We start from the raw sequence: 24,731 nt of genomic DNA on the forward strand, positions 1-24,731 counted from the left end.
GACGCTAGGCGTTGAGGAGCCGGTTCAGCCACCGGAACCGGGCCTGCCGGGCATCCTGCGAGATCACCGCCGAGGGCGCCATCATGTCGAACCCGTGGAACCCGCCCGGCCACACATGCAGCTCGGCCCGCCCACCGGCCTGCCAGATCCGGCTCGCATAGGCGACATCCTCGTCCCGGAACGTCTCCGCGCTACCCACATCGATGAAGGCGGGCGGCAGATTCCCCAGGTCAGCGGCCCGGGCCGGCGCCGCGTAGGGCGAGACGTCGGGGCCGCCGGCCGCCGCACCGAGCAGCGCACCCCAGCCGGTCCGGTTCGCGGTGCGATCCCAAACCCCCAAACCTTCCATCTGTACGGCCGAAGCGCTCTCGTTACGGTCGTCGATCATCGGGCAGATCAGCAGCTGTCCGAGGAGCTCCGGCCCGTTGAGGTCGCGGGCCATCAACGCCAGCGCGGCCGCCAGCCCACCACCGGCACTACCACCGGCGACGATCAGCCGGCCGGGTTCGAAGCCCAGCTCCTCGGCGTGCGCCGCGGTCCACAGCAGTCCCGCGTAACAGTCGTTCACCGGTCCCGGATGCGGTGTCTCCGGTGCCAGCCGGTACTCCACCGACACCACGACCAGCCCGAACTCCTCGGCGAGGTCCAGCATCAGGTCGATCCCGGCCCGGTTGTCGCCGAGGATCATCCCGCCACCGTGCGTGTGATAGAGACACCCGAGCGTCCCGGTCGCCGCGTTCGGCCGGCAGATGAGCAGCGAGACGTCCGGGTCCCCGTCGAGCCCGGGAACGCTGCGCTCCTCGACGGCGAACTTCCCGTCCCGCCGCAGATCGTCGTCACTGAACGTGCCCATGACGGCGGCCCCTTGCCGCATCAGCGGAATCATCTCGGGCGTGAGCGAGGGCGGAAGCTGCTCCGCGAGAACGGCGAGGGCCGCTCCGAGCTCCGGATCGAACGGGGGAGGAGAGGGCACGACAGCAGTCACGAAAGCCTCCTTCATGAACACCAGATCACAGCCATGTGACAGGTGTCACCAGCATGCTGCGACCCACCGGCCCGATCGAGCGCCATCCGGCGGAATCCCCCCGCCATCTGGCGGGTGTCGGAGGATCGCCCGAGCGGGTGAGGCTTTCCGCATGAGCAGCGACTAATGTCGATCTAATCCTCCCTTCATGATCAATGACCGAATTGGTGCTGTTATGGAACCGGCAAGGATCGGCGTGCAGGTGCTCTGCCCGGGCGCTGATGTCGATGACGTGCACGATTTCACGCTCAACTTGCGCGAGACTCTGCTCGACACCGACGTCGGCGATGTTCAGCAGGGTGTTGCGGGCGCTGCGGCGGCAGGCGCGAAATCGGGTGAGGTCCTCGCTGTCGGCGCCCTGGTGGTGACCCTGGCCCCGGTCGTGGTGGACCACCTGATGCAGGTCATCTCGTCGTGGTTGAGTCGCCAGCCCAACGATGTCGAGATCGAGGTCGACGGCCATCGTTTCCGGGGCCGGGTGAGCCGATCGCAGCGAGAGCAGTTGGTCGCGGCATACCTACGTCGCCTCGATCGTGAGCCGTGACCGGCAGGCCGGCGCAGCGCCGGGCACTTCTTCTCGGCTGCGGCACGTTTGCTGATCCCTCGCTGGCGCAGCTGCGGTCACCACGCCGGGATGTGGACGAGCTGGCGCGGGTCCTGCGTGACCCCGAAACGGGCCGCTACGCGGTGACCGCGAAAGTCGACTGCACGAGCCAGGTCGCCCGTCGGGAGATCGAGGGCTTCTTCGCCACCGCCCGGGTCACCGACTCCACGAGCCTCCTATACCTCTCTTGCCACGGTGTTCAGGACAAGAACGGGCGACTCTACTTCGCCTTCACCGACACCGAACGCGATCTTCTCGGCTCCACCGGCGTTTCCGCCGAGTGGGTTCGGGACTGCATTCACTCCAGTCGCTCGAAAGCCACCGTGGTTCTCGTCGATTGTTGTTTCAGCGGCGGGTTCATCAAGGGCATGCGGAGCCGGTCGACCGGGGCGAACGTGGAAACCCTCGCGCAGGACATCCCGCCCGGCACCGGTCTCGCTGTACTGACCGCGTCCGGCGACACCGAAGCCAGTTACGAGGACGCGGAGTCGCAGGGTGTGCGTCCCTCGTACTTCACCGCCGCGTTGATCTCCGGAATCGCCTCGGGCGCGGCGGATCGGAATCGGGACGGCCGAATCACGGCCGACGAATTGTATGACCACATTTACGAAGAGATCCGCCGCGGGCCGTCGCCGCAGCGCCCCCGACGCCTGGGAACCGGAGAGGGGGCCCTCGTCGTCGCTGACGCCACTCCGGCGCCGGGACCGAGTTCCCGAGGCGCGGTCGTGGCGCCTGCACTGGTTGCGAAGGGTGTGCTGGGTTGGGTGTCGTTCGACGGCCAGTGGATCGTGATCGGCAAGAACGGTGTCGGCCACACCTACAAGGGTGAACGTCGATACCACGTCCGTCAGCTGTCGGGAGTGGCGATGCGGCCCGCGACCCGATGGAATCATGGATATATCCAGGTCATCCTGCCAGGCGTGGCTCCGGCGCCGATCGCCCGCTTCGGCGCGCACGCGGGTCGGCCACCGTTGACGGACGACGACTCGATCTCCTTCGCCTACTCCGCCAACGAGGCCGTCACCCGGATCCGCGACGCCGTCCAGGACGCCATCAACGGCGCCCACAGCACCGGCCGTCCGGCCCGGCGTGACCCCGGCGAGTCGCCGGTCACCTTTCCGCGGGGCGCAGCAAGAGGGCGGGTCACCCTGCCGGATGCCCTGACCGATGCCTCTCCGCGGAGCGCTGCCGAACCGGGCCCAAGCCGTGAGGCTGAACGCCTTCGTGGCACCAGCGACGGCGCCCGTGTCGCCGCTACGCTGCCATTCGCCGCGCTCGACGGTCTGGTTGCCTGTCAGTTCGACGTCGTCCGGTGGCTGATGCCGTGGCGGCGCCACTGGCAACATGCGGTGGACCAGCCGTCGACCGCTCCATCGGTACCGCCCTGGCTGGTGGAGTTGGCCCAGTTCGTGGGTGGTCATGCCGCGCCGTCCGGTACGACCAACTCGACGTTCTCCCCGGGCCCGGCATATCTCGCCGGATTCTGTACCGGTGTTCGCACGGTGTGGAGTGACGCCGCTGCCAACGGTCTGGTTCCGGCGGACCGAACGACGATGACCTGGTGGATGGCGCAACCCGCGGATTGGTTGCGGCCCGGCTCATTCATGGCCGAGGCCACGATCAGGGACATCACGCGGGCAAGACGCCGAACCAGGCGGGTCAAGGTGGTCCGGGGAGCGGGGCGCGTCGCTCTCTGGGCGGTCACTCTCGCCCTCCTACTGATGGAGATCGCGGCAATCGCCATCAGCATCGAGGGAAGCTGGCTCGACGGGACCGGTAAACCGGCGGCCGATCAGACACCCCACATCCTCGGTACCAACCTGCTGTTCGGCATCCCACTCATCGGTCTCTGCACGCTGGTGGTCTTGGACCTCAAACGATCACGGCGAAACGCCTCCGCGCCCGTTCAGGCGAGGACCACGACTCCGTCGTCGTCGCTGTAGATCTGGGCGCCCGGGGTGAAGGTGCAATCGCCGAACTCCAGCGGCACGTCTCGGTCGCCGGCGCCGGTCTTGCCGCTCTTGCGCGGATTGGAGCCCAGCGCCTTGATGCCGACCGGGAGCTCGCGGAGCGCGGCCACGTCACGGACCGCGCCGTTGATGATCACGCCGGACCAGCCGTTGGTGACGGCCAGCCCGGCGATCAGGTCGCCCATCAGGGCCGTGTGCAGGGAACCGCCGCCGTCGACGACCAGCACCCGGCCCTCGCCCGGCTCGGACAGGATCGACTTCAGCAGGGCGTTGTCCTGGAAACAGCGGACCGTCACCGCCGGGCCTTCGAAGGAGGTCACCGCCCCGTACTGCCGGAACTGGGTGTCGCAGGAGCCGAGCTTCTCGCCGTGCTCGTCGTACAGGTCCGCGGTGCTGGTCAACGTGCGTCCTCCTGAATCGCCGGTGCGGGCTCCAGTGAATCAGGCCTGCCATCGTCGTCGGCGCCCAACGCGAGGCCGAAAAGCGTGAGGAATACCGCAGCTCCGACGCACCCGATGAACTGGATCGGGCTCATCGGCAGCGCACCGAGCACGTCGACGTCGCTGACGTCGGGTACCGCGAACTTCTCGGCGACGTAGGCGACGCCGGCGAAGACGGCGGTGAAGAACACGCCGGAGACGAGGCCGCCGCCGGCGTTCTTCAGGCCGTTCTTCCGGAGCCCGGTGACGATCATGGCGAGTGCGCAGAGGGCCATCACCCCGGCGGCGGCCAGCATGCCGTACACCAGCAGGGTCAGTCGGTCGCCGGAGGTCCGGGTGGTGCCCGCCGGGTCGACCGTGATCTTCACGGGTACGTCGATGATGGTCTGCTCGTTGTGGAACTGGACGAGGCCGCCGACCGGACGGACGACGGTGCCGGTGATCTTGCCGTCCAGCACGGTCGGCCCGGACACCTCAGGCACGAAGTAACGGCCGGTGGCGGTCTGGTCGTCGGTGATGTCCTTCAGGTTGGTGGTGATCTCGTCACCCCAGGTCTGGGGCTTCGGCTGCATCAGGATGATCGGCTGTTGCCCGGCGAAGGTCAGCGTCATCCCGTCCGGGGAGGCCCACAACCCGCTGACCGCGCTCGGTATGCGCACGCCGAGGCTCAGTGCCTCGCCGGCCGACGTGGTGACCGCGATGGTCTGCTTGTTGTCGACGACGTAAAGATGATCGTCGGCATACTGGCGGGCCAGCGGGGTGTAGGCGACGAAACCCGCGATCAGTGCGAGGAACGCCAGGATCCAGATGGTCGTGAGGAGCTTGGAGAGAACACGCACCGGGGCAGCATAGGCGGCATAGCCACCCGTCACTGCCCCGCGGGCACCGCCCCTCGGAACACCAGACGATCGTCCTCGCAGTCGACGACGACGGTCTGGCCGGGGCGCAGGTCGTTGAAGAGGATCTGCTCGGACAGGGTGTCCTCCAGCTCACGCTGGATGGTCCGGCGTAGCGGGCGGGCGCCCAGGATCGGGTCGAAGCCCTTCGCGGCCAGGTGCTGCCGGGCGCTGTCGGTCAGCTCCAAGGTCATGTCCTTGTTGCGGAGCTGAGCCTGGACGCGTGCGGTGAAGATGTCGACGATCCGCAGGATCTCGGTCTCCCGCAGCTGGTGGAAGACGATGGTGTCGTCGATGCGGTTCAGGAACTCGGGACGGAACTGCTGCTTCAGCTCGTCGAAGACCCGGGACTTCATCATCTCGTACGCCGATGGGGTGGAATCGGTCTGAAATCCGATCGTCCGGCCCACGTCACGAGTGCCGAGATTGGTGGTGAGGATGACGACGGTGTTCTTGAAATCGACGATCCGGCCCTGGCCGTCGGTGAGCCGACCGTCCTCGAGGATCTGCAGCAGCGTGTTGAACACGTCCGGGTGGGCCTTCTCGATCTCGTCGAACAGCACCACCGAGAACGGCCTGCGGCGAACCTTTTCGGTCAGCTGACCGCCCTCGTCATAACCGACATAGCCGGGCGGGGCGCCGACCAGCCGCGACATGGTGTGCCGGTCGTGGAATTCGGACATGTCAAGCTGGATCAGCGCGTCCTCGGAGTCGAACAGGAACTCGGCCAACGCACGGCACAATTCGGTCTTCCCGACACCTGACGGCCCGGCGAAGATGAACGACCCGGCCGGTCGTTTCGGATCTTTCAAACCTGCGCGGGTACGGCGAATCGCCCTCGCCACCGACCCGACGGCATCGTCCTGCGCGACCACTCGACGATGCAACTCCTCCTCCATGCCGACCAGGCGTGCCGTCTCGGCCTCGGTGAGCCGGTGCACCGGAATGCCGGTCCAGTGCCCGAGCACCTCGGCGATCTGTTCGTCGTCGATCTCCTCCCGATGCTGGTCCAGCTGCTTCTCCCGGTCGCGCAGCCGGGCCGCCGACTCGAAGTCCTGCGCGTCGATGGCGGCCTCCTTCTCCCGGCGCAGCGACGCGGACCCGTTTCCACTCAACGCGCGGATCCGCGTCCGCGCGCCGGCCTCGTCGATCAGGTCGATCGCCTTGTCCGGCAGGAACCGGTCGGAGATGTACCGATCGGCCAGCGTCGCCGCGGCCACCAGCGCCGCGTCGGTGTAGGTGACCCGGTGGTGACTCTCGTAGAAGTCGCGCAGTCCGCGCAGGATCTCGATGGTGTGCGCCAACGTCGGCTCGCCCACGTCGATCGGCTGGAGGCGACGTTCGAGGGGCTTGTCCTTGGCGATGAACTTCCGGTACTCGTCCACGGTGGTGGCTCCGACCAGCTGGAACTCCGACCGGGCCAGCGGCGGCTTGAGGATCGAGGCGGCGTCGATGGCCCCCTCGGCGGCGCCCGCACCGACCAGGGTGTGCACCTCGTCGATGAACAGGATCACGTCGCCTCTGGTCCGTACCTCATTGAGGATCTTCTTCAGACGCTCCTCGAAGTCGCCGCGGTAGCGGGAGCCGGCGACCAGCGAACCCATGTCGAGGGTGTAGAGCTGCTTGTCCCGCAGCGTCTCGGGCACCGCGCCGTCGACGATCGCCTGGGCGAGGCCCTCGACGGCCGCGGTCTTGCCGACGCCCGGCTCGCCGATCAGCACCGGATTGTTCTTGCGGCGGCGCGACAGCACCTGCACGACCCGCTCGATCTCGTGCTCCCGGCCGATCACCGGGTCCAGCTTTCCGGCGCGGGCCCTCTGGGTGAGGTTGTCGCCGTACTGATCGAGAATGGTCTCCCGAGCCGGCGCGGCCGGCGTGGCGGCCGGTGTGCTGCCGGCCAGCAGCTGGATCACCTTCTGCCGGACCCGCTCCCGGTCGGCACCCAGCTTGACCAGCACCTGCGCCGCCACACCCTCGCCCTCGCGCAGCAGCCCGAGCAGGATGTGCTCGGTGCCGATGTAGTTGTGGCCCAGCTGCAGGGCCTCACGCAGCGACAACTCCAGGACCTTCTTGGCCCGCGGGGTGAACGGGATGTGCCCGCCCGGGACCTCGTGACCCTGGCCGATGATCTCCTCGACCTGCCCGCGGACCGCCTCCAGGGCGATCCCGAGACTCTCCAGGGCCTTGGCGGCGACGCCCTCGCCCTCGCGGATCAGGCCGAGCAGGAGGTGCTCGGTGCCGATGTAGTTGTGGTTGAGCGTCCGGGCCTCTTCCTGGGCCAGAACGACGACTCGACGGGCACGGTCGGTGAACCGTTCGAACACGACACTCACGTCCTCGACGCGAAGCCCCACGCACTCCGCCGGTTTCGAAGACAGGCTGAAGTCGACGTGCGCTGAGTCGGAGCCTCTTGGCGTCGGGGCGGCGCCCGCGTGGGGGGCATCGCTACGCTCGTGCAGGCGCGCTGCTCTGCGAGCGTACAACGGAATCGGACCTACGATGAGTCAGGGAGGCCACCCATGACCGGAACCCGTACCCGCAGGCCCGTCCCCGATCGTGCCCGTAAGCGGGCCATCCGAGCGCTCGCCGCCCAGCTCGGGGTGCCGTATTCGGTGGCTGCGCGCCTGCTGGCGGCGTCGTCGCTGTCCGGCTCGGCTTCGCCTCTGTCCTTCTCGGCTTCGTCGCTCTCGGCTTCGTCGCTTCCGGCTTCGGGCGATGAACATCGCAGTTGGATTTTCGCTGCCCGCGAACAGCGGACCTTCCACGCCCGGGTGACCGACGCCCGGCTCGCCGCCGATCTTCCGCTCGGCCGGGCGGCGCATCTGGTGCGGCGGTTCCCGCCGCTGCGGTCGTTCGGTCCGCTCTACGCGGGCGAGGCCCGGGAGACGGTTCTCGGGATGTTGTACGCGGTGATCCTGCACGAATCACCTGAGCTCCTCCCGCCCACCGATGAACTGGCGTGGGCCGCCGAGCTGGGGGAGGAATCGGCCGTCGACATCACCTGCGCGGCCGTCGACCGGGCCGCCCGGCTACTGCTCGACGGGGACCGGTGGCGGTTGTGGGCCCGGGTCGACGCCGCCCTGTCCGCTTTCGACTCCGGAACCGACCGCCGGCTGCGCGACGCGGCGATCACCCTCGGCCGGGTGCTGCGCTCGACCAGCCTGCGCGGTTCCGTCGACGGAGCCCGCCACATCCTGGACGCGGTGCTGGTCGAGCCGTATGAGGGTGATCCGCCGGGCGCCCACGTGACCGTCGACGGTCGCACCCGCACGGTCACCGGGGTCCGCTGGGACCGCACCGGCGAGCCCACCGGCTACGACCTGAGCTGATGATCAGCCCAGTCCCAGGGCGGCGCGGAGCGTGCCGGCGGGCTCGATGGCCGATACCACACCGCCCGCCACCACGAGCAGCAGCAGGCTCGCGGTCAGAGCCAGGATGACGGTGAGCGTCCGGCGCATGAACCTGACGCGGACGCCGCCGGTGCCGCGCCGTCGCCACAAGAACGCGCCGGCCAGACCGGCGACCGTGAGCGCCGTGACCGCCATCGCGACCATGACCCACTGGTAACGCTCGGCCTCACCGAGAAGCACCGTCAATGCGGGTGAACCGGCCGGCGCGGTCAGCCCTTCGCGCATCTCGGTCAGCGTCCGGTCGAGTCCGCTGCCGGAACCTCCGCCGGCCTGCAACGGCAACAACGCGACAAGTGGTACGGCCGTCGCCTGGATGTTCAGCACTAGCACGCCCATCACCAGGACGGTGAAGACCGTCGCACCGATGGCACCCAAGGCGTGCCGGGTCCGGCCGATGCCATCCGCGGGGTGGCGGGTCGGGCTGATGGAACCCACCGCGCGGCGGGTCGGGCTGATGGCATCCGCCGCGTGGCGGGTCGCGCCGTGCAGGTATCTGCGCCACAGTGCGGCGGCGAGCAGGGCGAAGACCACGAACATCGACAAGCTGATCACCACCTTGATCGCGTGCCATCGGAACCAGTAGTCGACCAGCGTCACCAGCAGCGCGGGAAACTGCGGCCGTCCACTCTGCCAGTACTCGACGAGAGCTCGCCCGACCGCGTCCCGCAGCGCCGTCTCGTCGCTGTAGGCGCCATAGGTGCCGCTGAGGAGGGCGGCCGGGGCGAACACGAACGCGCCCACCAGCGCCGAACCGATGCCCAGAAGCAGCCCGATCGCAGACCTCGAACTCATCGCGGGGGTGCCCGCATCGGAGGATCGCATGGGCCTCAGTACATCAACGGCGCTGCTCACCGGGCACTACGGCAGACACCCGTGACTGGGGTATGGCCGGCCATACCCACCCCGGCCGGAACCGCTAGACCAGGCCCGCGTCGTGGGCCAGCAGAGCGATCTGGGTGCGGTTGTCGAGGTCCAGTTTGGTCAGGATGTGTGACACATGGCTTTTGACGGTGGCCAGGGTCATGTCGAGTTCGGCGCCGATCTCCGCGTTGCCGTGGCCCTGGCCGATCGCCACGACCACGTCCCGCTCGCGTGGGCTGAGCACCGCCAGCGTGGTCCGGGCCTGCGCGAATGCTCCCGCCTGCACGGCCACCCGGTCCATCAGCCGCCGGGTGATCCGCGGCGACAGGATCGGCTCACCGGCGGCGACCTGGCGCACCGCCTCGGCGATCCGAACCGGTGGGGTGTCCTTCAGCAGGAAGCCGCTGGCCCCGGCACGCAGCGCGTGCAGAATGTTCTCGTCGGTGTCGAAGGTGGTCAGCACGATCACCTCAGGCGGCCGTGGCCTCGCCCGCAGCCGTCTCGTAGCGGTGATCCCGTCGACGCGTGGCATCCGCACGTCCATCAGCACCACGTCCGGCGCGTGCGCGTCGAGCGCCGCCGGGACCTGATCGCCGTCGGACGCCTCACCCACGACCGCGATGCCCGGCGCACCGTCGAGCATCATCGTCAGCCCGGCACGCACCAGCGCGTCGTCGTCGACGACCAGCACACGGACCGGGCGGGTGCTCACGCCGGCCATGGTATCGACGCGTGCAGCCGAAACTCGCCCCCGGCCTGCTGATGATCGAGCCGCCCGCCGGCCAGGTGCACCCGCTCGGTCAGCCCGACCAATCCGGCCCCACCGCCTGGCCCCGCATCCAGGTAGGCGTCTCCGCCTCGCACCGCATCCGGGTAGGCGTCTACGCCCCGCATTGCGCCTGGGTGGGTGTCGCTGCCTCGGACCGCGCCCGGTTGGGCGTCTACGCCCCGCATTGCGCCTGGGTGGGTGTCTCCGCCTCGCATTGCGCCTGGGTGGGTGTCTCCGGCCCACATCGCGCCCGGGTCGGCGCCTCCGCCCGGCAACGCGCCCCGGGAGGCCACCGGGTTGCGGATCTCCACCTCTAGACCCAGACCGGGGCCACCGCTGACCGTCACCCGCACGGTCTGTCCGGCGGCGTGCTTGCGGGCGTTCGTCAGGCCCTCCTGCACCACCCGATACGCGGTCCGCGCCACGGTCGGCGGCGCCTCCGCCGGGTCGTCCACCGACTCGTTCAGCACCACCTCGGTCCCCGCCGCCCGCGACTCGGCGACCAGCCGTGGCACGTCGGCGAGCACCGGCTGCGGCCGCACTCCGTCCCCGGTGCCGTCCTGGTCCCCGCCGTCGTCCTCCCGGAGCAGTCCGATCACCTCCCGCAATTCTTCGAGTGCCTGATGCACCCCGCTACGAACCACACCGGCCGCCCGGGACATCTGCTCCGGTGGCGCGTCCGGCCGGAACTCCATCGCCCCCGCGAACGTCGCCAGCAGCGACAGCCGATGCGCCAGCACGTCGTGCATCTCCCGGGCGATCCGCCGGCGCTCCGACATGCGCGCCTCCGCGACCCGACGCCCCTGCTCGGCCTCGGCCCGCTGGGCACGTTCCTCCAGGGTGCGGATCAACGCCGCCCGGGCCCGAGCCCACAGACCCCAGCCGAGCAGCGCACCGTAGGCGATCGTCACCAGGGCCAGCCACCAGCCGTACGACATCCCGCCGTTCTGCCGCCACGCCCCCTGAACCGCATGCGCCGCGATCCCGCCGACCGACACGGCGATCGCGGCCGTCCGGTCCCGCCGGCGCGCCACCTGCAGCGCGCCCATCGTGGCCGGCGGTGTGGCCGCCGGCGAAAGCATGGCCAGAACGGTCAGCGCAACGGTCCCACCGATGGGCCACCAGACCAGTAGCGGTGTCAGCAGCCAGGCCAGCAGCCCGACCGCGATATCCAGCTTGAGCAGCGGATCCGTGGGGTCGCTGCTCCACCGCCCGACGACGGTGGCCACGATCAGCAGACCGGACCCGCCCATCAGAACCGCGAATCCCCACCCGTTCCGGAAGCCTTTCACCCGGCGAGGCTAACCAGCCCGGCCGCCCCGCCGACACCATCCAAAGTCGGTGGTGCGCCATCTTCGGCCCGATGTGGGAAACGGCCCGCCCCCGCCAACCTCTTCCCATGACGAACAAGTCCCTCAACACCTCGTCCACCTCCGCGTCCGCTTCCCCGCCGGTCGTCTCTTCCGGCGCGTCCGCTTCCTCGCCGGTCGTCTTTTCCGGCGCGTCCGCCTCTTCGCCGGTCATCTCCTCCGGGGCAGCCGCTTCCTCGCCGGTCGCCTCTTCCGATTTCCCGGCCACTTCCGCCGGCCGCAGTCTTCGCCGGGCGGCTCGCCGCGGCGGCCGTGCGGCCACGGTTGCGATCGCCGCGGCCAGCGCCCTCCTGCTGTGGGCCGTCGACAGCTGGGGCGACATCGCGCTGACCGTCCGTCAAGGCGAATCGATCCAGCAGATCGGCCCGGTCGCGGTCGTCACCGCCGCGCTGGTGGCCGGAGCCGCAGCCTGGGCGCTGCTCGCCGTCCTGGAACGCACCGTCCGCCGCCCGGCCCGCATCTATCGGATCATCGCCTCAGTGGTCCTCCTGGTCTCTCTGGCCGGGCCGCTCAGCGGTACCGATCTCGGCACCCGCCTGGCACTGCTGGGCATGCACCTCACGGTCGGCGCCGCCCTGATCCTGGGACTCCCCGGCCGTCGCTGCCGCTGACCCGAATCTTCTCGCCCCGACTCCGATGGCGACCATCATCGACGTCCGCGCTTCGTGGGCATCCACACTTCAGGGGCGTCCGCATCTGGTGGGCGCCATCGGCCTCCGTTTGGTCGGCTTTCGGGTCTGGTCGGTCTCCGCGCCTGGTTGGCCTCCAGCTTGTTCGGCCTCCGGTTTGTTCGGTTTCCGGTTCTGGTTGGCTTCCGGGTCGGGTCGGCCTTCGCGCCTGGTCGGTTTCCGGTTCTGGTCGGCTTCCGGGTTGGGTCGGCCTTCGCGCCTGGTCGGTTTCCGGTTCTGGTTGGCTTCCGGGCCTGGTCCGTTTCCGGGTTGGCTTTTGGGCCCGGTCGACCTCCGGGTTGGGTCGGCTTTCGGGTCGGGTCGGCTTTCGGGTTGGGGCGGCCTCCGCGCGTGGGCGGCTTTCGGGGCTCATCGGATTCCGAGCATCATGGGCTGGAAGAAGCCGGTCTCGGTGGTGGTCGCCCAGCGGACGTCCGTCATCTCGGCGGCTTGCGCCAGGTCGGACAGCTCGGATCGGGTCCACGCCCGGTAGGTCGCCGTCCTGGATGTCGCACTCCACTGGCCCGGTGACGTCTCAACGACCTGTAGATGGGTCAGGTCGTAGACAGGGGAGTCCGGATGCCAGTCCCAGAGTTGGGTGGTCACCACACGCCGATCGGGGGCGCCGCCGCGCTGGACGGGTGCGGTCACCGGCCGGTCGACGACGATGGTGTCGTAGTCGCGGGTGGTCACCAGGATCACGGCGCCGGGGCGGGCGACTCGCCGCATCTCGCGTAGCGCTCGCAGCACGTCCTCGTCGGTGAGCAGGTGCGGAAGGGCGTTGTCGGCGCAGACGACGGCGTCGAAGGTCTCGTCCGGGTGGGGCAGGTGGCGCATGTCGGATGCCACGAGGTCAGCGGTCAGGCCGCGGGCCTCGCACTCGGCGGCGGCGCGGGCCACCGCGGCCGGACTGAGATCACAGCCCGACATCTCGCAGCCGAGGGCGGCCAACCCGATGAGCTGGGTGCCGATGCCGCAGGCACAGTCGAGCACCCGCAGCGGGCCGGCGCCGCGTGTCCGCCGGATGACCCGCTCCAGAGCCTTGGACTGACGGGCGATGGCGCCCTCCCAGTCGCCGTAGATCAGGTCGTAAGTGGCGGCCAGGTCGTCGTAGAAGGCGCGGGTGTCGTGGGCGGCGCCCATCAGGCACCGAGTGACGACAGGAATCGTTGCAAGTCCCAATACCCGCGCATCGAGGTGATCCGGCCGTCGGCGCCGACCCGGTAGACGAAGACGCCGTCGTAGGTCGTGACGAGCCCGTGCGGGAACCGGGTGGTGACCGTGGCGATGACCGCGGCCTCGCTGCCCGTGGCGTGCACCGCGGCGACGTCGAACCGGATCTGTTGCGGCGCGACGGCCTGCTCCCAGAAACGGCCGAGCCCACCGTGACCCCGGATCCCGTCGCCCGCCGGATCCAGTGGTGAGCCACCGACCGGATCATGCAGCACCGCGTCGTCGGCGTAACAGGCCAGCCAGGCGTCACGGTCGCCGGCGGTGACGGCGGCCATCGCCGCGCGGGCGGCGGCCTCTGCGGGATGAGAGTCACTCATCGATCCTCCAAGGTGGAGCCTTGCTTGACACGTGTAAAGCTAGGACTAAGCTTTACACGTGTCAAGCACGCGGCTCCGCCTCCTCGAAGTCACCCGTCACCTCGTCGCGCAGCATGGCGCCGGCATCGCCATGGCCGACGTCGCCCGCGCCGCCGGCGTCTCCCGCCAGGCGGTGTATCTGCACTTCACCTCACGGGCCAGCCTTCTCGTGGCCGTCGTCCGGCAGATGGACGAGCAGGCCGGCATCCACGATCGCTGCCGGCGGGCCCTCCGCCACGACGACCCGGTCCGGGCGCTGGAGGCCTTCGTGTCGGAGTGGTTGCACTACATCGAGACGATCCATCCGGTCGCCTCGGCGCTGCTGGCGTCCCGCCGTGACGATTCAGACGCTCGCGGCGCCTGGACCGACCGCATGGATGAGTTGCGCACCGGCTTCCGCCACGCCACCGGACGCCTCGCGGCCACCGATCGCCTGCGGCCCGGTCTCGACCCGGGGGCCGCCGCCGATCTGGCCTGGACGATGACGTCGATCCCGGTGTGGGAGCAGCTGACGATCGAGTGCGGCCGACCATCCGACGACGCCCGGCGGCACCTCACCGAGGCCGTGACCCATGCGGTGGTCCGGGCATGATCGAGCGATGTTCCATGATCGAGCGATGTTCCATGATCGAGCGATGTTCCATGATTGAGCCATGTTCACTGTGCCGTGGTCGTCGGGTGGCACCCGGGACGCTCCCACGCCCGCCTGGCCGGGGCTGCGCCTCGACGTCGCGGTCCCGCGCGTTCCGGGGCTCCGGGTGGAGGCCACCGGCGGGCGGCGGCTGTTGATCCGCCAGGGCGCAGAGGTGGTTCTGCTGGCCCGCCAGCGCCGTCGGCATCGTGGCGTCCACTACCTGCGGACCGGGGCGTTCTCGTCGCCGCTTCCCCCGATCACGGCGGCCGACGCCCGTCGGGTCGGGCAGTGCGATGACGCGGCCTGGCCGGGCCGGTGGACACACCGGTTCGCCCGGTGGCTGTGCGAGGACGTTGCGGGCCCGCTGCACGACGGCGAGTGGATGCTCGCCTGGGGCATGCCCCGGTGGAGCGTGCCCGCCTACTGGCAACGCGTGCCCGAGGTGGACCCGGATCTCGGGCACATCACCTGGTTCGGATACGGCGATCCGGTCGAGGACCAGCGGGACATCCTGCCGCTCCGCCGACTTTCACCGATCGACGCGGACCGGGTGAAAGGGTATCGGCGGCAACATCGGGAGGGCATCCTCCCGCCCGTGCTGCTGTGGTGGGTGAGTGGCCTGGGTGTCCTGCTGGTCGTCGACGGCCACGACCGGCTCGTCGCCGCCCGGGCCGAGGGTGGTGTGCCCGATGTGATCGTGCTGGCCCGAGCCGCTGATCCCGACTTCGCGGCCTTCTACCGCGAGACGGCGGTCCGCGGCTATGAGGAACGCGTCCGGAGTCGGCAGGACGCGCTGCCCGATCCGTTCACTGCCACCCGAATCGCGCACCTCGGCCACAGTCTCGCCCTCGATCTCCGGACCGCCGACCGTGCCGAGGGCCGCACCCGCGCCTGGCCGATCCCCGGTGGTCCGGCCGCCTGGGACCGGCTGGCCACCGCCCTCGCTTCCGACAGCCCCCTCGTGCAGGATGGCTGATCGGCCGGCTCGAGTTTCTGCCGCATCTTGACCGGTGGGTTGTCCGCGACCATGTTCCGGATGGTCGGGGTCAGTGGTCGCATCTCGAGGTGGGCCGCTTCCATCCGTCGGTTGATCGGACCGCCCACTCCGACGCGTGGGTCGAGACGCTCTTTGTCGGGGTGTGGGCCGCTGTGGTTCTGCGGTGGGCCGAGGTGGTCTTGTCGGGGGCGTCGGGCGGTTGGCGGTGGGCCCGAGGTGATCGAATGGGGACGTGGGTCGGCTTGGTTCTGGTGGTGGGCCGAGATGGTCTGTCGGGGTGTGGGTTCGGTTTCGCCTGTTGGTTGATCGTTTCGGCTGGCGGTGGGACGAAGCCGGCGCCGGGCGGCGGAGTCGTGGTCAGGCGGTCGTGACCAGCACGTCGCCGTGGCCGAGGTGGAGCGCCTCGGCTGCCAGTTCGTCCGATGACACCGGGCCCGCCTCGGCGAACAGCGTGACCGCGACGCCGTCGTCGGTCGGCTCCCAGGTGCCGGCCACCCGGCCGGCGGCGACCACGACGGGTGCGATCCAGCCGGCCGCCTTGCTGATCAGGGCGCGGCGCTGCGGAGCGATGACGTCCGGATCCCTGGTGCCGGGGCCGAGCAAGAACTGGTCGAACGCGGGCAGCAGCCGTACCGGGAGCGGCGGCCCGGCGGAGGCGATGTCGTCCAGGTCGCAAGTCCGGGCGTACCGCATCTGGCCGTCGACCGAGACCTCGGTGAGCACACCGGATCGGGTGAGGCCGGCGAACCAGCTCTTCAACGACGCCTTCCGGGACGCACCGCGGATCAGCCACTGATCGAACGACTCCATCGTGGCCGGGCCGAAGGCGCCCAGGTACGCGGGAATGACCAGCTCAGCCGCCACCTCCGGGTCGGGCAGACCGGTCCAGCCGTCGATCCACGTCTCGGGGCTGGTGAATGTGACGCGGTTGCCGTCGTTCGGCCCGTTGCAGAGGTAGCCCTGCCAGGCCAGCGGTTTGAGCACGGTGCCCCACCCGGAACCGAGCAGTTCGGCCAGCGGCTCGTCACCGGTGTGCTTGAGGATCTCCGCGGTGAGCTGCTCGCGGGTGAGCACCCGGCCGGGCAGGATCTCGCGGGCGGCGTCGGTGATGGCGGTCAGTTGCGCGGTCGTGGCGAACGTCTTCTGCCACGAACCCTTCTCCCAGGTGCGGGCGGCCGCCATCAGACTGAGGTACGACGCGGCGGCACCCGCGGTGAGCAGATGCAGGGTGCCCCGCATCGCCCACACCTTGATCAGCTCCCGACGCTGCAGGGCCTCTCCGGCGGTCTCGAATGCGGGGGTCGGGAGGCGCGCTGCGATGGCCTTCTCGGCTGCTGAGGCCACCTGGGCCTGCAACCCGCACAGCCGCGAGACGATCGATGCGGCGGAGACTCCGTCCGGGCGGTCCAGAAACTGGCGCCGCATCCGCCACGCCAGCACCTGTTCGACGGAGAACTCCATGTCAGGCCCGGTCCACCAGGTCGTTCCCGACGGAGGCGATCAGATCGTCCACCCTGTCGTCGTCGATGCCTTCGAGTTCGATGATGAGCCGGTGCACGCCCGCGTCGGCATAGCGGCGGACGGTGTCCAGGTCGGGTGGGCTGGGCGGGGTGATGGTGATCTCCAGTTCGCCGAGGTCCGCCGGCCGCTCCTCGCGGCGAGCCGTCTCGGCCAGGGTGTCGAGTGTCCGGCTGACCTCGTCGGGCTCGAGACCCCACCCGTACCATCCGTCGCCCTGTCGGACCGCCCGCCGGTAGGCGGCGGCCGAATGACCGCCGACCACGATCGGCGGGTGGGGTTTCTGGACCGGCGACGGGTACTGGACGACGCCGGAGTACGACACGAACCGGCCGTCGAACGAGGGCGCCGCCGACCAGAGGGCCCGCATCGCGGTCAGGTACTCGTCGGTTCGGGCGCCACGCTCGGCCAGTGTCACGCCCATCGCGTTGAGCTCCGGCTCGACGTAGCCGGCGCCGACGGCGACGGTCAGCCGCCCGCCGGACAGCACGTCCAGCGAGGCGACCTGCTTGGCCAGTAGCACCGGCTGGCGCTGGGGGAGCACGATCAGGCCTACCCCGAGACGGACCCGGCTGGTCACGGCCGCGAGATAGGTCAGCGCGATCATGGCTTCCAGCCGGGGCGGATTGCCTTCGCCGGAGGGAAGCGCGATGTGGTCACCCACCCACAGGGATTCGAATCCGGCGTCTTCGGCCAGCCTGGCCCGCCGAGCCAGGATCGCGGGGTCGACATTGCGGTCGCGGTGCAGCCCGTACAGCCCGAATCTCATTCGATCAGCCAGCTCTATCGCCGGGTGAAAGTCAAGTGGGTGACGCCGCTCGGCGATGTCACCGATTCGATCGTGAACCGGCTCTCCAGGCTCTCCAGGCCGTCCCACAGGCGCACACCGCGGCCGAGCACGATCGGGACGAGAGCGACATGCATGTGGTCGATCAGGTCGGCGGCGAGGAACTGCCGGACGGTGCTCGGGCCGCCGCCGATCCGTACGTCCAGGCCACCCGCCGCCTCCCGGGCCTGCGCGAGCACCTCGGCCGGGCTCGCGTCGACGAAGTGGAAGGTGTTGCCGCCGTCCATCTCCAGCGTCGGCCGCGGATGGTGGGTCAGCACGAACACCGGGGTGTGGAACGGCGGATTGTCGCCCCACCAGCCCTTCCACTCCTCGTCCGACCACGGCCCACGTTGCGGCCCGAACTTGTTGCGCCCCATGATCTCGGCGCCGATCCCGGGACCCCAGGCCGCGGCGTACGCGTTGTCGACCCCTTCGCTACCGGCGTCCTTGCCGTTCATCGACTGGAACGCACGGGTCGGGAAGAACCATTCCATCAGCCGTCCACCGGCATGCCCGAACGGCGCCTCCAGACTCTGCCCGTCGCCGGTGGCGAATCCGTCGAGTGAAACCGCGAGGTTGTGTACCCGTACCTTCGACATCCCTTGACCTTAGTTTCTTGCCGGATATCTGCGAGGTCAGCCAAGAGATATAAGTGTTTCGATATCTTGTGCGGGTGGCGCGTTCCTGTTCTTCTACGGCCAGCCATCAATCGGCCTAGACCCTAGGAACCCCCCATGAGACTCAGAACGGTGACGGCAGGACCTGCCCTGGCTGTTGTCGCGGTGACGGCGCTGGTGCTCGGCACCCTGCCGGCCTCGGCGTCGACCACCGCGCGGCCCACCACCGCCGCACCGGCGGTCAGCGCCGCACTGGCTCCGCCGACGGTGAACGTCGCCAACGTCAACGCCCACCTGCAGCAGTTGCAGAACTTCGCCACCAGCAACGGCGGCAACCGGGCCACCGGCACCGCCGGGCACACCGCGACGACGACTTATCTGCAGCAGAAACTGCAGGCCGCCGGATACACCGTCACCGTGCAGACCTGCACCACGTGCAGCGGTTCCGCGAAGAACATCATCGCCGACTGGCCGGGCGGCGACACCAACAACACCTACATGTTCGGGGCGCATTCCGACGGCGTTTCCGCCGGTCCGGGCATCAACGACGACGGATCTGGTACGGCCACCCTGCTCGAAGCCGCACTCCAGTTGGCCGCGAACAACCCGACCATGACGAACCACCTGAGGTTCGGCTGGTGGGCCGGTGAGGAGCAGGGGCTGATCGGCTCCAAGTTCTACGTCAACTCGCTGACCACCGCCCAGAAGAGCGCGATCAAGGCGTACGGCACGTTCGACATGATCGCCTCCACCAACGGCGGCTACTTCGTGACCGGCACCGACGCCGTGGCCGTGAAACTGCGCGAGTACTTCACCTCGATCAGCGTGCCGACCGAGACGTCGACCGAGTGCTGCAGCGACGACGGCTCGTTCCGGAACGCCGGAATCCCGTCGTCGATCAACTCCACCGGGGCGAGCTACACCAAGACCAGCGCCCAGGTGACCAAGTGGGGCGGCACGGCCGGGCAGGCGTACGACCCCTGCTACCACAAGGCCTGTGACACGTACCCGTCGAACATCAACACCACGTCGCTGGGCCGATGGGCCAACGCCGAGTTGTACGCCGCCTGGACCCTCACCACGGCCACCTCGACGACGAACGACTTCTCGGTGTCGCTCAGCCCGGCCACCGGCTCGGTGAACCCCGGCTCCACGGCCACCGCCACCGTGAGCACGGCCACCACCGCCGGCAGTGCGCAGACCGTGGCGCTGACCAGCTCCGGCGCACCCAGCGGCGTCTCGGTCGGCTTCAGCCCGGCGTCGGTCACGTCCGGGGGATCGTCGACGATGACCGTCACGACCACGACGGCCGCCGCGGCGGGTTCCTACACGATCACCGTAACCGGAACGGGCTCGGTGACCCGCACCGCGTCCTACACGCTGACCGTCAACGGGACCGGCACGTGCAGCGGGGCCGGCCAGAAGCTCGGCAACAACGGCTTCGAAACCGCCACGACCCCGTGGACCGCCACGACCGGAGTCGTCGCCGCGAACACCGGTGACGCCGCCCCGCGAACCGGCACCCGCAACGCGAAGCTCGGCGGCTACGGCTCGACCCACACCGACACGCTGTCCCAGTCGGTGACCCTGCCCACCGGGTGCGGCTCCTACACGCTGTCGTTCTACCTGAAGATCGTCACGTCGGAGACGACCACCAGCACCCAGTACGACAAGCTCACCGTCAAGGTCGGCTCGACCACCCTGGGGACCTTCTCCAACCTCAACGCCAGTGCCTACACGCTGCGGTCGTACAACCTGGCCGCCTACGCCGGGCAGACCGTCACGCTCACCTTCACCGGGACCGAGGACTCCTCGCTGAAGACGACGTTCGCCATCGACGACACCGCACTCACCGTCGCCTGACGTCACTCGGCCGGTGTCGCGGAACGGGCCACCTCGCGACACCGGCCTTGCGGTTGATCCGGTCGACGGCCGAAGCGATGCCGGTACTCGGTGGGGGTCAGGCCGGTTTCGCGGCGCAGTAGTGCGCGCAGGTTCGTCGCCGTGCCGAGGCCGCTGTGGCGGGCGACCACGTCCAGCCGGGACTCGCCGCGTTCCAGCAGACGGCAGGCGAGGGCGACCCGTTCGGCGGTCAGCCAGGCCAGCGGCGTCGTGCCCAGCTCGGCCCGGAACCGGCGGTGCAGCGTCGCCGGGCTCACCGCCATCCGCCCGGCCAGGTCCGCGACTGTCAGCGGGCGGTCGAGACGCTCCTGGATCCAGGCCAGCAACGGGCCCAGCGAATCCTCCGGGATGTCGGGGATCGGCCGCTCGATGAACTGCCGCTGACCGCCGTCGCGGTGGGCGAAGACGAGCCGGCGGCTGACCGCGTTGGCGATCTCGGCGCCGTGGTCGCGTCGCACCACGTGCAGGCCGAGATCGAGCGCGGCAGCGCTTCCCGCCGCCGTGAGGATGTCACCGTCGTCCACGAAGAGAACGTCGGTCTCCAGCCGCACATGCGGGAAACGTGACCGGAAGCCGGCAGCCCACTGCCAGTGGACGGTGGCTCGCCTTCCGTCCAGAACTCCGGCCTCGGCCAGTGTGAACGCTCCGCTGCAGAAGCCGATCAACCGGGCGCCCCGGGCGTGGGCCCGACCGATCGCGTCCAGGACGACCGGGTGCCGCGGGACCTCCACGTCGGGTCGGTTCGGGACGATGACCGTGTCCGCCTCGTCGACCGCGTCGAGCGGGGCGATCCCGGTCAGGTCGAAGAAGCCGTCGCGCATCCGAGTGGTCCGGGTGGCCGCGCAGAGACGAAAGTCGTACAGGTCGCGGCCGAGTTCGGGCCGGTGGAGTCCGAACACCTCGATGGCGCAGCCGAGCTCGAAGGGATTGGAGCCGGCGTCGACCAGTACCACCACGCGGTGCAAGGATTCTTTCGTCATCCGCGATTCCTAGCACTCACGCCGTGCCCGGGAAAGGTCACACGATGGGTGGCGTGACTGAACCGATCTCCCTGACCACCGCTCTGGCCTCCTTCGCGGAGCTGTGGAGCCCGCGCATCGTGACCCGGGTCAACGACTACGACATCCGGGTCGCCAAGGTGCGCGGCGAGCACATCTGGCACACCCACGACCACACCGACGAGTTCTTCCTGGTGTTGGAGGGCGAGCTGACGATCGCCATGCGTGATCGCACGGTGGTGCTGCGACGAGGTGATGTCTTCACGGTGCCGCGCGGAACCGAGCACAAGCCGTCGTCGGTGGACGGCGCGTCGATCCTCATGGTGGAGCCGACCGGGACCGTCACGGTCGGCGATCAGCACGACGAGGTACCCGAGCACGTCGACGCCACGACCGGGCACGCCCTGTAGCCCGGTCGGTCCGGCTATCTCCGGGCGGTGATCAGGACTGTGTGTTTGCGGATGTGGAAGGTGCCCTCGGCGGCGATCCGGGCCTCGACGAGGTCCCGGGCGGCGGATTCCTCGGCCGGGGTCAGCGGGGTGGCGGCGATGCTGGCCAGGAATGCCAGGACCGGGTCGGGCGAGGGAACCGCCAGGTCGCTGGGGTAGCGCTCGACGGTGACCGTGTCGAAACGGCGGGCCACCATCTGCGGGACGGTTTCGGCGGTGATGTTGTTGCGGGCCGTGGACAGGACCAGGTCGGGGCGGCCGATCTGCGGGCCCAGCGCGAGCAACTCGGTCATGTGGTCTCGGCCGTTGACCGCGGCCAGCAGCAGGCCGCCGGGGCGCAGCACACGGGCGAAGTCGCGTAGTGCCGCGGCCGGGTCGTCCAGGTGGTAGAGCATGTGGTTGGCGACCACCGTGTCGAACGTGGCCGCGGCGAACGGCAGCCGGGTCGCGTCGCACTGCTCGACCGTGGCGCCGTCGACCGTCCGCAGGTGGGCGCACATGGCCTCGGAGAAATCGGTCAGGGTCAGCCGCATCCCACTGTGGTCCACGTGCGACCACAGTTCGCCGGTACCGGCGCCGACCTCCAGCACGTCCCCGGTGGCGGGCAGGCGGGCGGCCACGAAATCGAACCAGTGTTGTGGGTTGGTGCTGAAACTGTGGATCGCCATTCGTGCGGTCAGATTGTCGGAGGTGGCCGCATACTGCTGGACGGCCCTCGACGAGGACGAAGTGGTCACGCCCAGACGCTATCAGCGATAGGTGGTGACCGATCGTTTCAAGGATTCTGGGGCGGTGCGACCGCACGCCGACTCTCGGGGACGGTGAAGGTGGTGTTCGGGGACTTCTCCGAGCGTACGAAATCCAGGAATCGCTCGATGTTCGTCGCGATCTCCTGCAGTGCGTCGGTGTAGTCACGGACCGTTCCCGGGACACGGAGAGCGTGGTCGGCATCGGGGATCTCGACGAACGGCTTGCCGGTGGCCCGGGCCGCGTCGGAGTCCCAGAATCGGTCGCCGGTGCCGCCGATCAGCAGGGCGGGCGCCGGGCCGGCGGTGATCGCGGCGGTGACCACCGGATCGACCAGCAGGGGCGTGAGCCAGATCGCGGGCAGCGACCGTTCGGCGGCGAGCGCGGCCGCCCGCGTGCCCAGTGACTTGGCGATCAGAATCGGACGCGTCGACGGGTCGATGCGGTGCAGGGCGGCCTCGACGTGCACCCGGACGAACGGCTCCGGATCGATGTCGAGAAGGCCCTCGGGCGCGAGCCAGGTGACATGCTCGGCCGCGTCGCCGTGCCCGGTGAGGATGAAGTCGGCGAGGTCGAAGAGGGTGCCCGCGGTCGAGTAGAGGCGGCCGGGCACCAGGATTCCGGTGAGTCTCACGCGCGTGGCCAGTCCTTCAGTCGGTGGCGGAGGGCATCGATCGCGGCCCGGTCCAGTCCGTAGAGGGCGAACCGGGCGTCGTCGAGCCGGTCCAGGTAGCGGCCCGCATCGGCGATGTCCTCCGGGTCGAGGGCCGGGTCGGCGGCGTGGGCGAGCTCGATGATCCGGGCCAGCGGATAGCGCTCCAGGGCGGCCGCCACGTCGATGTAGTCGCGGACCTCGCGCCGGTTGACCAGGGCGGCGACCTTCGTGGCGACCAGATCGTCGAGGTGCATGACCGGGCCGACATCCATCACCACCGGCGCGCGATGCCGGTCCAGGCGGCACAGGGTGAGACGCAGGGCCCGATGCGAGCCGGCGACCAGGAACTCCTGGATGTCGGCGTCCATGCCGGCGAACAGCTCGTCGGCGTCCTCGCGGACCACCCGGTAGCCGGCCGCGGTCAGCGCCGAGGTGACCTCACCGGCTGCCGCGGCGACTCCGCCGGCGGTGTCGGTGAACAGGTCGAGGTCCTCGGTGGGGCGGGCGACCAGGCCGTTGACCAGCCACGCGACCCCGCCGCCGAGGACGAACCCGTGTTTGTCGGCGACCGCCAGGGCGATCCGGGCGACGTCACGGTAGAAGTCGTCGACGCTCACGCGGTGGTGCGCAGGCGCAGCCGCGGGTGGCGGGCCTCCCAGGCGGCGCGGACACCGCGGGGCAGATTGAGCTCCGGCCACACCCGCACCAGCGTCGCGCCGTCCAGATGGTCGCGTAGCTCGTCGATGCGGATGGCCTCGCGGAGCACGCTCTCATACATCCACAGGAGCATGGTGTGCCGGCTCAGGTCGAAGGCCCGCTGCGGGTGCCACCACAGGCGCAGCGGCAGCTCGACGAACCCGGCGGTCGGCCCGCACAACTCGCCGAGGGTCCCCGCCACGACCACCGGCCGGTGCGGCCGGGCGAGGTGTGTAACGGGGGCGGCACTCACAGACATGCCATCAGCGTAAACCGGCACACCGTACAGAAGGTAAACGCCTGGGTTCCTAGGACGGTACGGGTGGCGATGAGTTCCGGTGAGACCGCCGGTCTACCCCGTATGACTGTTGCTGACATGGCGACCTGGCAGGCCGCCCGGGATGAACTGTTGATCCGCGAGAAGGCGCACACCCGTGAGGGCGACGCGATCGCCGCCGCCCGCCGGAAGCTGCCGATGGTCGAGGTCGAGCCGGGCATCCGGGTGGTGGGGCCGGCCGGGGCGGTGCCCTTCACCGAACTCTTCCAAGGGCGTGACGAACTCGTCATCTACCAACACATGTGGTACGACGGCACGCCGCACCAGGGCCAGTGCGAGGGCTGCACGTACGCGGCGTGGAATCTGAAGGACGCCGTCTACCTCAACGCGCGCGGGGTGTCGTTCGCGTTCGTGACCACCGGGCGCTGGCCCGAGGTGGCCGCGTTCACCGAGTTCATGGGCTACACCCAGCCCTGGTATTCGGTGCGGGACACCCCGGCGCCGGTCGGCGGGGAGATGGGACGGTTCGCCTGCTTCCTGCGCGACGGTGACCGGGTGTTCCTCACCTACTCCACCACCGGGCGGGGGACCGAACCGGCCAACCCGACGTTCGCGCTGCTCGACATGACGATCAACGGCCGGGGCGAGGCGTGGCAGGGCATCCCGGACGGGCGCGGGCCGTGCTGGTACTGGCGCACCGACGTGGACGGCAACCCGACCTGGGAGGGGACCGGCCGCCCGACCCCGCAGTGGACCCGCCCCGGAGTGACCGTCGAGAAGACGCTCGGCCGGGACGGGCACTGCCACTGAC

Annotated in this window: 26 protein-coding genes; 9 read left to right on the forward strand and 17 right to left on the reverse strand. The window is 69.6% G+C overall.

Going from position 1 to position 24,731, the window contains the following annotated elements; genetic code table 11:
• Nucleotides 1–4 precede the first annotated feature (4 nt).
• Nucleotides 5–985, reverse strand: a complete 981-nt coding sequence (locus Q0Z83_RS10120) for an alpha/beta hydrolase (protein WP_317793587.1) — start codon at nucleotides 983–985, stop codon at nucleotides 5–7.
• A 187-nt stretch (nucleotides 986–1,172) separates the two neighbouring features.
• On the opposite strand from Q0Z83_RS10120, the gene Q0Z83_RS10125 reads away from it, so the two are divergent.
• Together Q0Z83_RS10125 and Q0Z83_RS10130 are read left to right on the forward strand one after the other, a co-directional pair.
• Nucleotides 1,173–1,568 carry a hypothetical protein gene (locus Q0Z83_RS10125; protein ID WP_317793588.1) on the forward strand — a complete coding sequence of 132 codons (396 nt, stop codon included), beginning with the start codon at nucleotides 1,173–1,175 and terminating at the stop codon, nucleotides 1,566–1,568.
• Entirely contained in the window at nucleotides 1,565–3,571 is a 2,007-nt protein-coding gene (locus Q0Z83_RS10130; RefSeq protein ID WP_317793589.1) for a caspase, EACC1-associated type, read from the forward strand. The genes Q0Z83_RS10125 and Q0Z83_RS10130 overlap by 4 nt, the downstream gene beginning before the upstream one ends.
• Here the strand turns inward: Q0Z83_RS10130 and rraA are convergent.
• The 3 genes from rraA to Q0Z83_RS10145 are packed head-to-tail and all read right to left on the reverse strand — an operon-like array spanning nucleotide 3,535 to nucleotide 7,258.
• On the reverse strand, nucleotides 3,535–3,999 hold the full coding sequence (gene rraA / locus Q0Z83_RS10135; RefSeq protein WP_317793590.1) for a ribonuclease E activity regulator RraA: 465 nt from the start codon (nucleotides 3,997–3,999) through the stop codon (nucleotides 3,535–3,537). The two genes, Q0Z83_RS10130 and rraA, sit on opposite strands and share 37 nt — an antisense overlap.
• A complete protein-coding gene (locus Q0Z83_RS10140; protein WP_317793591.1) occupies nucleotides 3,996–4,877 on the reverse strand; it encodes a hypothetical protein in 882 nt (293 codons plus the stop codon). Before Q0Z83_RS10140 ends, rraA begins: the two co-directional genes overlap by 4 nt.
• A 29-nt stretch (nucleotides 4,878–4,906) precedes the next feature.
• Nucleotides 4,907–7,258 (reverse strand): ATP-dependent Clp protease ATP-binding subunit, encoded by a 2,352-nt coding sequence (locus Q0Z83_RS10145; RefSeq protein ID WP_317797059.1) that lies wholly within the window; start codon nucleotides 7,256–7,258, stop codon nucleotides 4,907–4,909.
• A gap of 195 nt (nucleotides 7,259–7,453) precedes the next feature.
• Here Q0Z83_RS10145 and Q0Z83_RS10150 point away from each other — a divergent pair, with 195 nt between their 5' ends.
• Nucleotides 7,454–8,263 (forward strand): hypothetical protein, encoded by an 810-nt coding sequence (locus tag Q0Z83_RS10150; RefSeq protein WP_317793592.1) that lies wholly within the window; start codon nucleotides 7,454–7,456, stop codon nucleotides 8,261–8,263.
• Nucleotides 8,264–8,266: 3 nt separating this feature from the next.
• On the opposite strand, the gene Q0Z83_RS10155 is transcribed toward Q0Z83_RS10150, so the two are convergent.
• The 3 genes from Q0Z83_RS10155 to Q0Z83_RS10165 all read right to left on the reverse strand — a co-directional run bounded on the left by Q0Z83_RS10155 (nucleotide 8,267) and on the right by Q0Z83_RS10165 (nucleotide 11,266).
• Nucleotides 8,267–9,166: a hypothetical protein gene (locus Q0Z83_RS10155; protein ID WP_317793593.1), complete on the reverse strand. Its 900-nt coding sequence runs from the start codon at nucleotides 9,164–9,166 to the stop codon at nucleotides 8,267–8,269.
• A gap of 94 nt (nucleotides 9,167–9,260) precedes the next feature.
• Nucleotides 9,261–9,926, reverse strand: a complete 666-nt coding sequence (locus Q0Z83_RS10160; protein WP_317793594.1) for a response regulator — start codon at nucleotides 9,924–9,926, stop codon at nucleotides 9,261–9,263.
• Nucleotides 9,914–11,266: a sensor histidine kinase gene (locus tag Q0Z83_RS10165; RefSeq protein ID WP_317793595.1), complete on the reverse strand. Its 1,353-nt coding sequence runs from the start codon at nucleotides 11,264–11,266 to the stop codon at nucleotides 9,914–9,916. The genes Q0Z83_RS10160 and Q0Z83_RS10165 overlap by 13 nt, the downstream gene beginning before the upstream one ends.
• A 107-nt stretch (nucleotides 11,267–11,373) precedes the next feature.
• Between Q0Z83_RS10165 and Q0Z83_RS10170 the strand changes: the two genes are divergently transcribed.
• A complete protein-coding gene (locus Q0Z83_RS10170; RefSeq protein ID WP_317793596.1) occupies nucleotides 11,374–11,955 on the forward strand; it encodes a DUF6069 family protein in 582 nt (193 codons plus the stop codon).
• Nucleotides 11,956–12,381: 426 nt separating this feature from the next.
• Here the strand turns inward: Q0Z83_RS10170 and Q0Z83_RS10175 are convergent, their stop codons facing one another.
• A complete protein-coding gene (locus Q0Z83_RS10175; protein ID WP_317793597.1) occupies nucleotides 12,382–13,155 on the reverse strand; it encodes a class I SAM-dependent methyltransferase in 774 nt (257 codons plus the stop codon).
• Complete coding sequence (locus Q0Z83_RS10180) at nucleotides 13,155–13,562, reverse strand: nuclear transport factor 2 family protein (RefSeq protein ID WP_317793598.1); 408 nt, start codon at nucleotides 13,560–13,562, stop codon at nucleotides 13,155–13,157. The genes Q0Z83_RS10175 and Q0Z83_RS10180 overlap by 1 nt, the downstream gene beginning before the upstream one ends.
• Before the next feature lie 58 nt (nucleotides 13,563–13,620).
• Here Q0Z83_RS10180 and Q0Z83_RS10185 point away from each other — a divergent pair, with 58 nt between their 5' ends.
• Nucleotides 13,621–14,193, forward strand: coding sequence for a TetR/AcrR family transcriptional regulator (locus Q0Z83_RS10185; protein ID WP_317793599.1), 573 nt, complete (start codon nucleotides 13,621–13,623; stop codon nucleotides 14,191–14,193).
• Between the two features lie 61 nt (nucleotides 14,194–14,254).
• The gene (locus tag Q0Z83_RS10190) at nucleotides 14,255–15,211 is read left to right on the forward strand and encodes a hypothetical protein (RefSeq protein WP_317793600.1); all 957 of its coding nucleotides are present in this window, start codon (nucleotides 14,255–14,257) and stop codon (nucleotides 15,209–15,211) included.
• Between the two features lie 378 nt (nucleotides 15,212–15,589).
• Here Q0Z83_RS10190 and Q0Z83_RS10195 read toward each other — a convergent pair whose 3' ends face one another.
• Genes Q0Z83_RS10195 through Q0Z83_RS10205 form a run of 3 tightly spaced genes read right to left on the reverse strand, consistent with a single transcriptional unit; the run spans nucleotide 15,590 to nucleotide 18,178 of the window.
• The gene (locus Q0Z83_RS10195; RefSeq protein WP_317793601.1) at nucleotides 15,590–16,693 is read right to left on the reverse strand and encodes a winged helix DNA-binding domain-containing protein; all 1,104 of its coding nucleotides are present in this window, start codon (nucleotides 16,691–16,693) and stop codon (nucleotides 15,590–15,592) included.
• A gap of 1 nt (nucleotide 16,694) precedes the next feature.
• On the reverse strand, nucleotides 16,695–17,519 hold the full coding sequence (locus Q0Z83_RS10200; protein ID WP_317793602.1) for an LLM class F420-dependent oxidoreductase: 825 nt from the start codon (nucleotides 17,517–17,519) through the stop codon (nucleotides 16,695–16,697).
• 14 nt (nucleotides 17,520–17,533) lie between these two features.
• Nucleotides 17,534–18,178: a dihydrofolate reductase family protein gene (locus tag Q0Z83_RS10205; RefSeq protein WP_317793603.1), complete on the reverse strand. Its 645-nt coding sequence runs from the start codon at nucleotides 18,176–18,178 to the stop codon at nucleotides 17,534–17,536.
• Between the two features lie 135 nt (nucleotides 18,179–18,313).
• Between Q0Z83_RS10205 and Q0Z83_RS10210 the strand changes: the two genes are divergently transcribed.
• Nucleotides 18,314–20,059: a M28 family peptidase gene (locus tag Q0Z83_RS10210; protein ID WP_317793604.1), complete on the forward strand. Its 1,746-nt coding sequence runs from the start codon at nucleotides 18,314–18,316 to the stop codon at nucleotides 20,057–20,059.
• Nucleotides 20,060–20,061: 2 nt separating this feature from the next.
• On the opposite strand, the gene Q0Z83_RS10215 is transcribed toward Q0Z83_RS10210, so the two are convergent.
• A complete protein-coding gene (locus Q0Z83_RS10215) occupies nucleotides 20,062–21,078 on the reverse strand; it encodes a GlxA family transcriptional regulator (RefSeq protein ID WP_317793605.1) in 1,017 nt (338 codons plus the stop codon).
• A gap of 53 nt (nucleotides 21,079–21,131) precedes the next feature.
• Between Q0Z83_RS10215 and Q0Z83_RS10220 the strand changes: the two genes are divergently transcribed.
• Nucleotides 21,132–21,506 (forward strand): cupin domain-containing protein, encoded by a 375-nt coding sequence (locus Q0Z83_RS10220; RefSeq protein WP_317793606.1) that lies wholly within the window; start codon nucleotides 21,132–21,134, stop codon nucleotides 21,504–21,506.
• Nucleotides 21,507–21,520: 14 nt separating this feature from the next.
• Here Q0Z83_RS10220 and Q0Z83_RS10225 read toward each other — a convergent pair whose 3' ends face one another.
• From Q0Z83_RS10225 to Q0Z83_RS10240, 4 genes are read right to left on the reverse strand one after another with little or no spacing between them, the layout of a single operon-like run.
• The gene (locus tag Q0Z83_RS10225) at nucleotides 21,521–22,282 is read right to left on the reverse strand and encodes a class I SAM-dependent methyltransferase (RefSeq protein ID WP_317793607.1); all 762 of its coding nucleotides are present in this window, start codon (nucleotides 22,280–22,282) and stop codon (nucleotides 21,521–21,523) included.
• 38 nt (nucleotides 22,283–22,320) lie between these two features.
• Nucleotides 22,321–22,926 (reverse strand): alpha/beta hydrolase, encoded by a 606-nt coding sequence (locus Q0Z83_RS10230; protein WP_378079057.1) that lies wholly within the window; start codon nucleotides 22,924–22,926, stop codon nucleotides 22,321–22,323.
• Nucleotides 22,923–23,564, reverse strand: coding sequence for a nucleotidyl transferase AbiEii/AbiGii toxin family protein (locus tag Q0Z83_RS10235; protein ID WP_317793608.1), 642 nt, complete (start codon nucleotides 23,562–23,564; stop codon nucleotides 22,923–22,925). The genes Q0Z83_RS10230 and Q0Z83_RS10235 overlap by 4 nt, the downstream gene beginning before the upstream one ends.
• Nucleotides 23,561–23,902, reverse strand: coding sequence for a hypothetical protein (locus Q0Z83_RS10240; protein WP_317793609.1), 342 nt, complete (start codon nucleotides 23,900–23,902; stop codon nucleotides 23,561–23,563). The genes Q0Z83_RS10235 and Q0Z83_RS10240 overlap by 4 nt, the downstream gene beginning before the upstream one ends.
• 102 nt (nucleotides 23,903–24,004) lie before the next feature.
• Between Q0Z83_RS10240 and Q0Z83_RS10245 the strand changes: the two genes are divergently transcribed.
• Nucleotides 24,005–24,730: a DUF899 family protein gene (locus tag Q0Z83_RS10245; RefSeq protein ID WP_396349884.1), complete on the forward strand. Its 726-nt coding sequence runs from the start codon at nucleotides 24,005–24,007 to the stop codon at nucleotides 24,728–24,730.
• The last annotated feature ends 1 nt before the right edge of the window (nucleotide 24,731 follow it).

The organism is Actinoplanes sichuanensis (genome assembly GCF_033097365.1).
Lineage (GTDB): Bacteria > Actinomycetota > Actinomycetes > Mycobacteriales > Micromonosporaceae > Actinoplanes > Actinoplanes sichuanensis.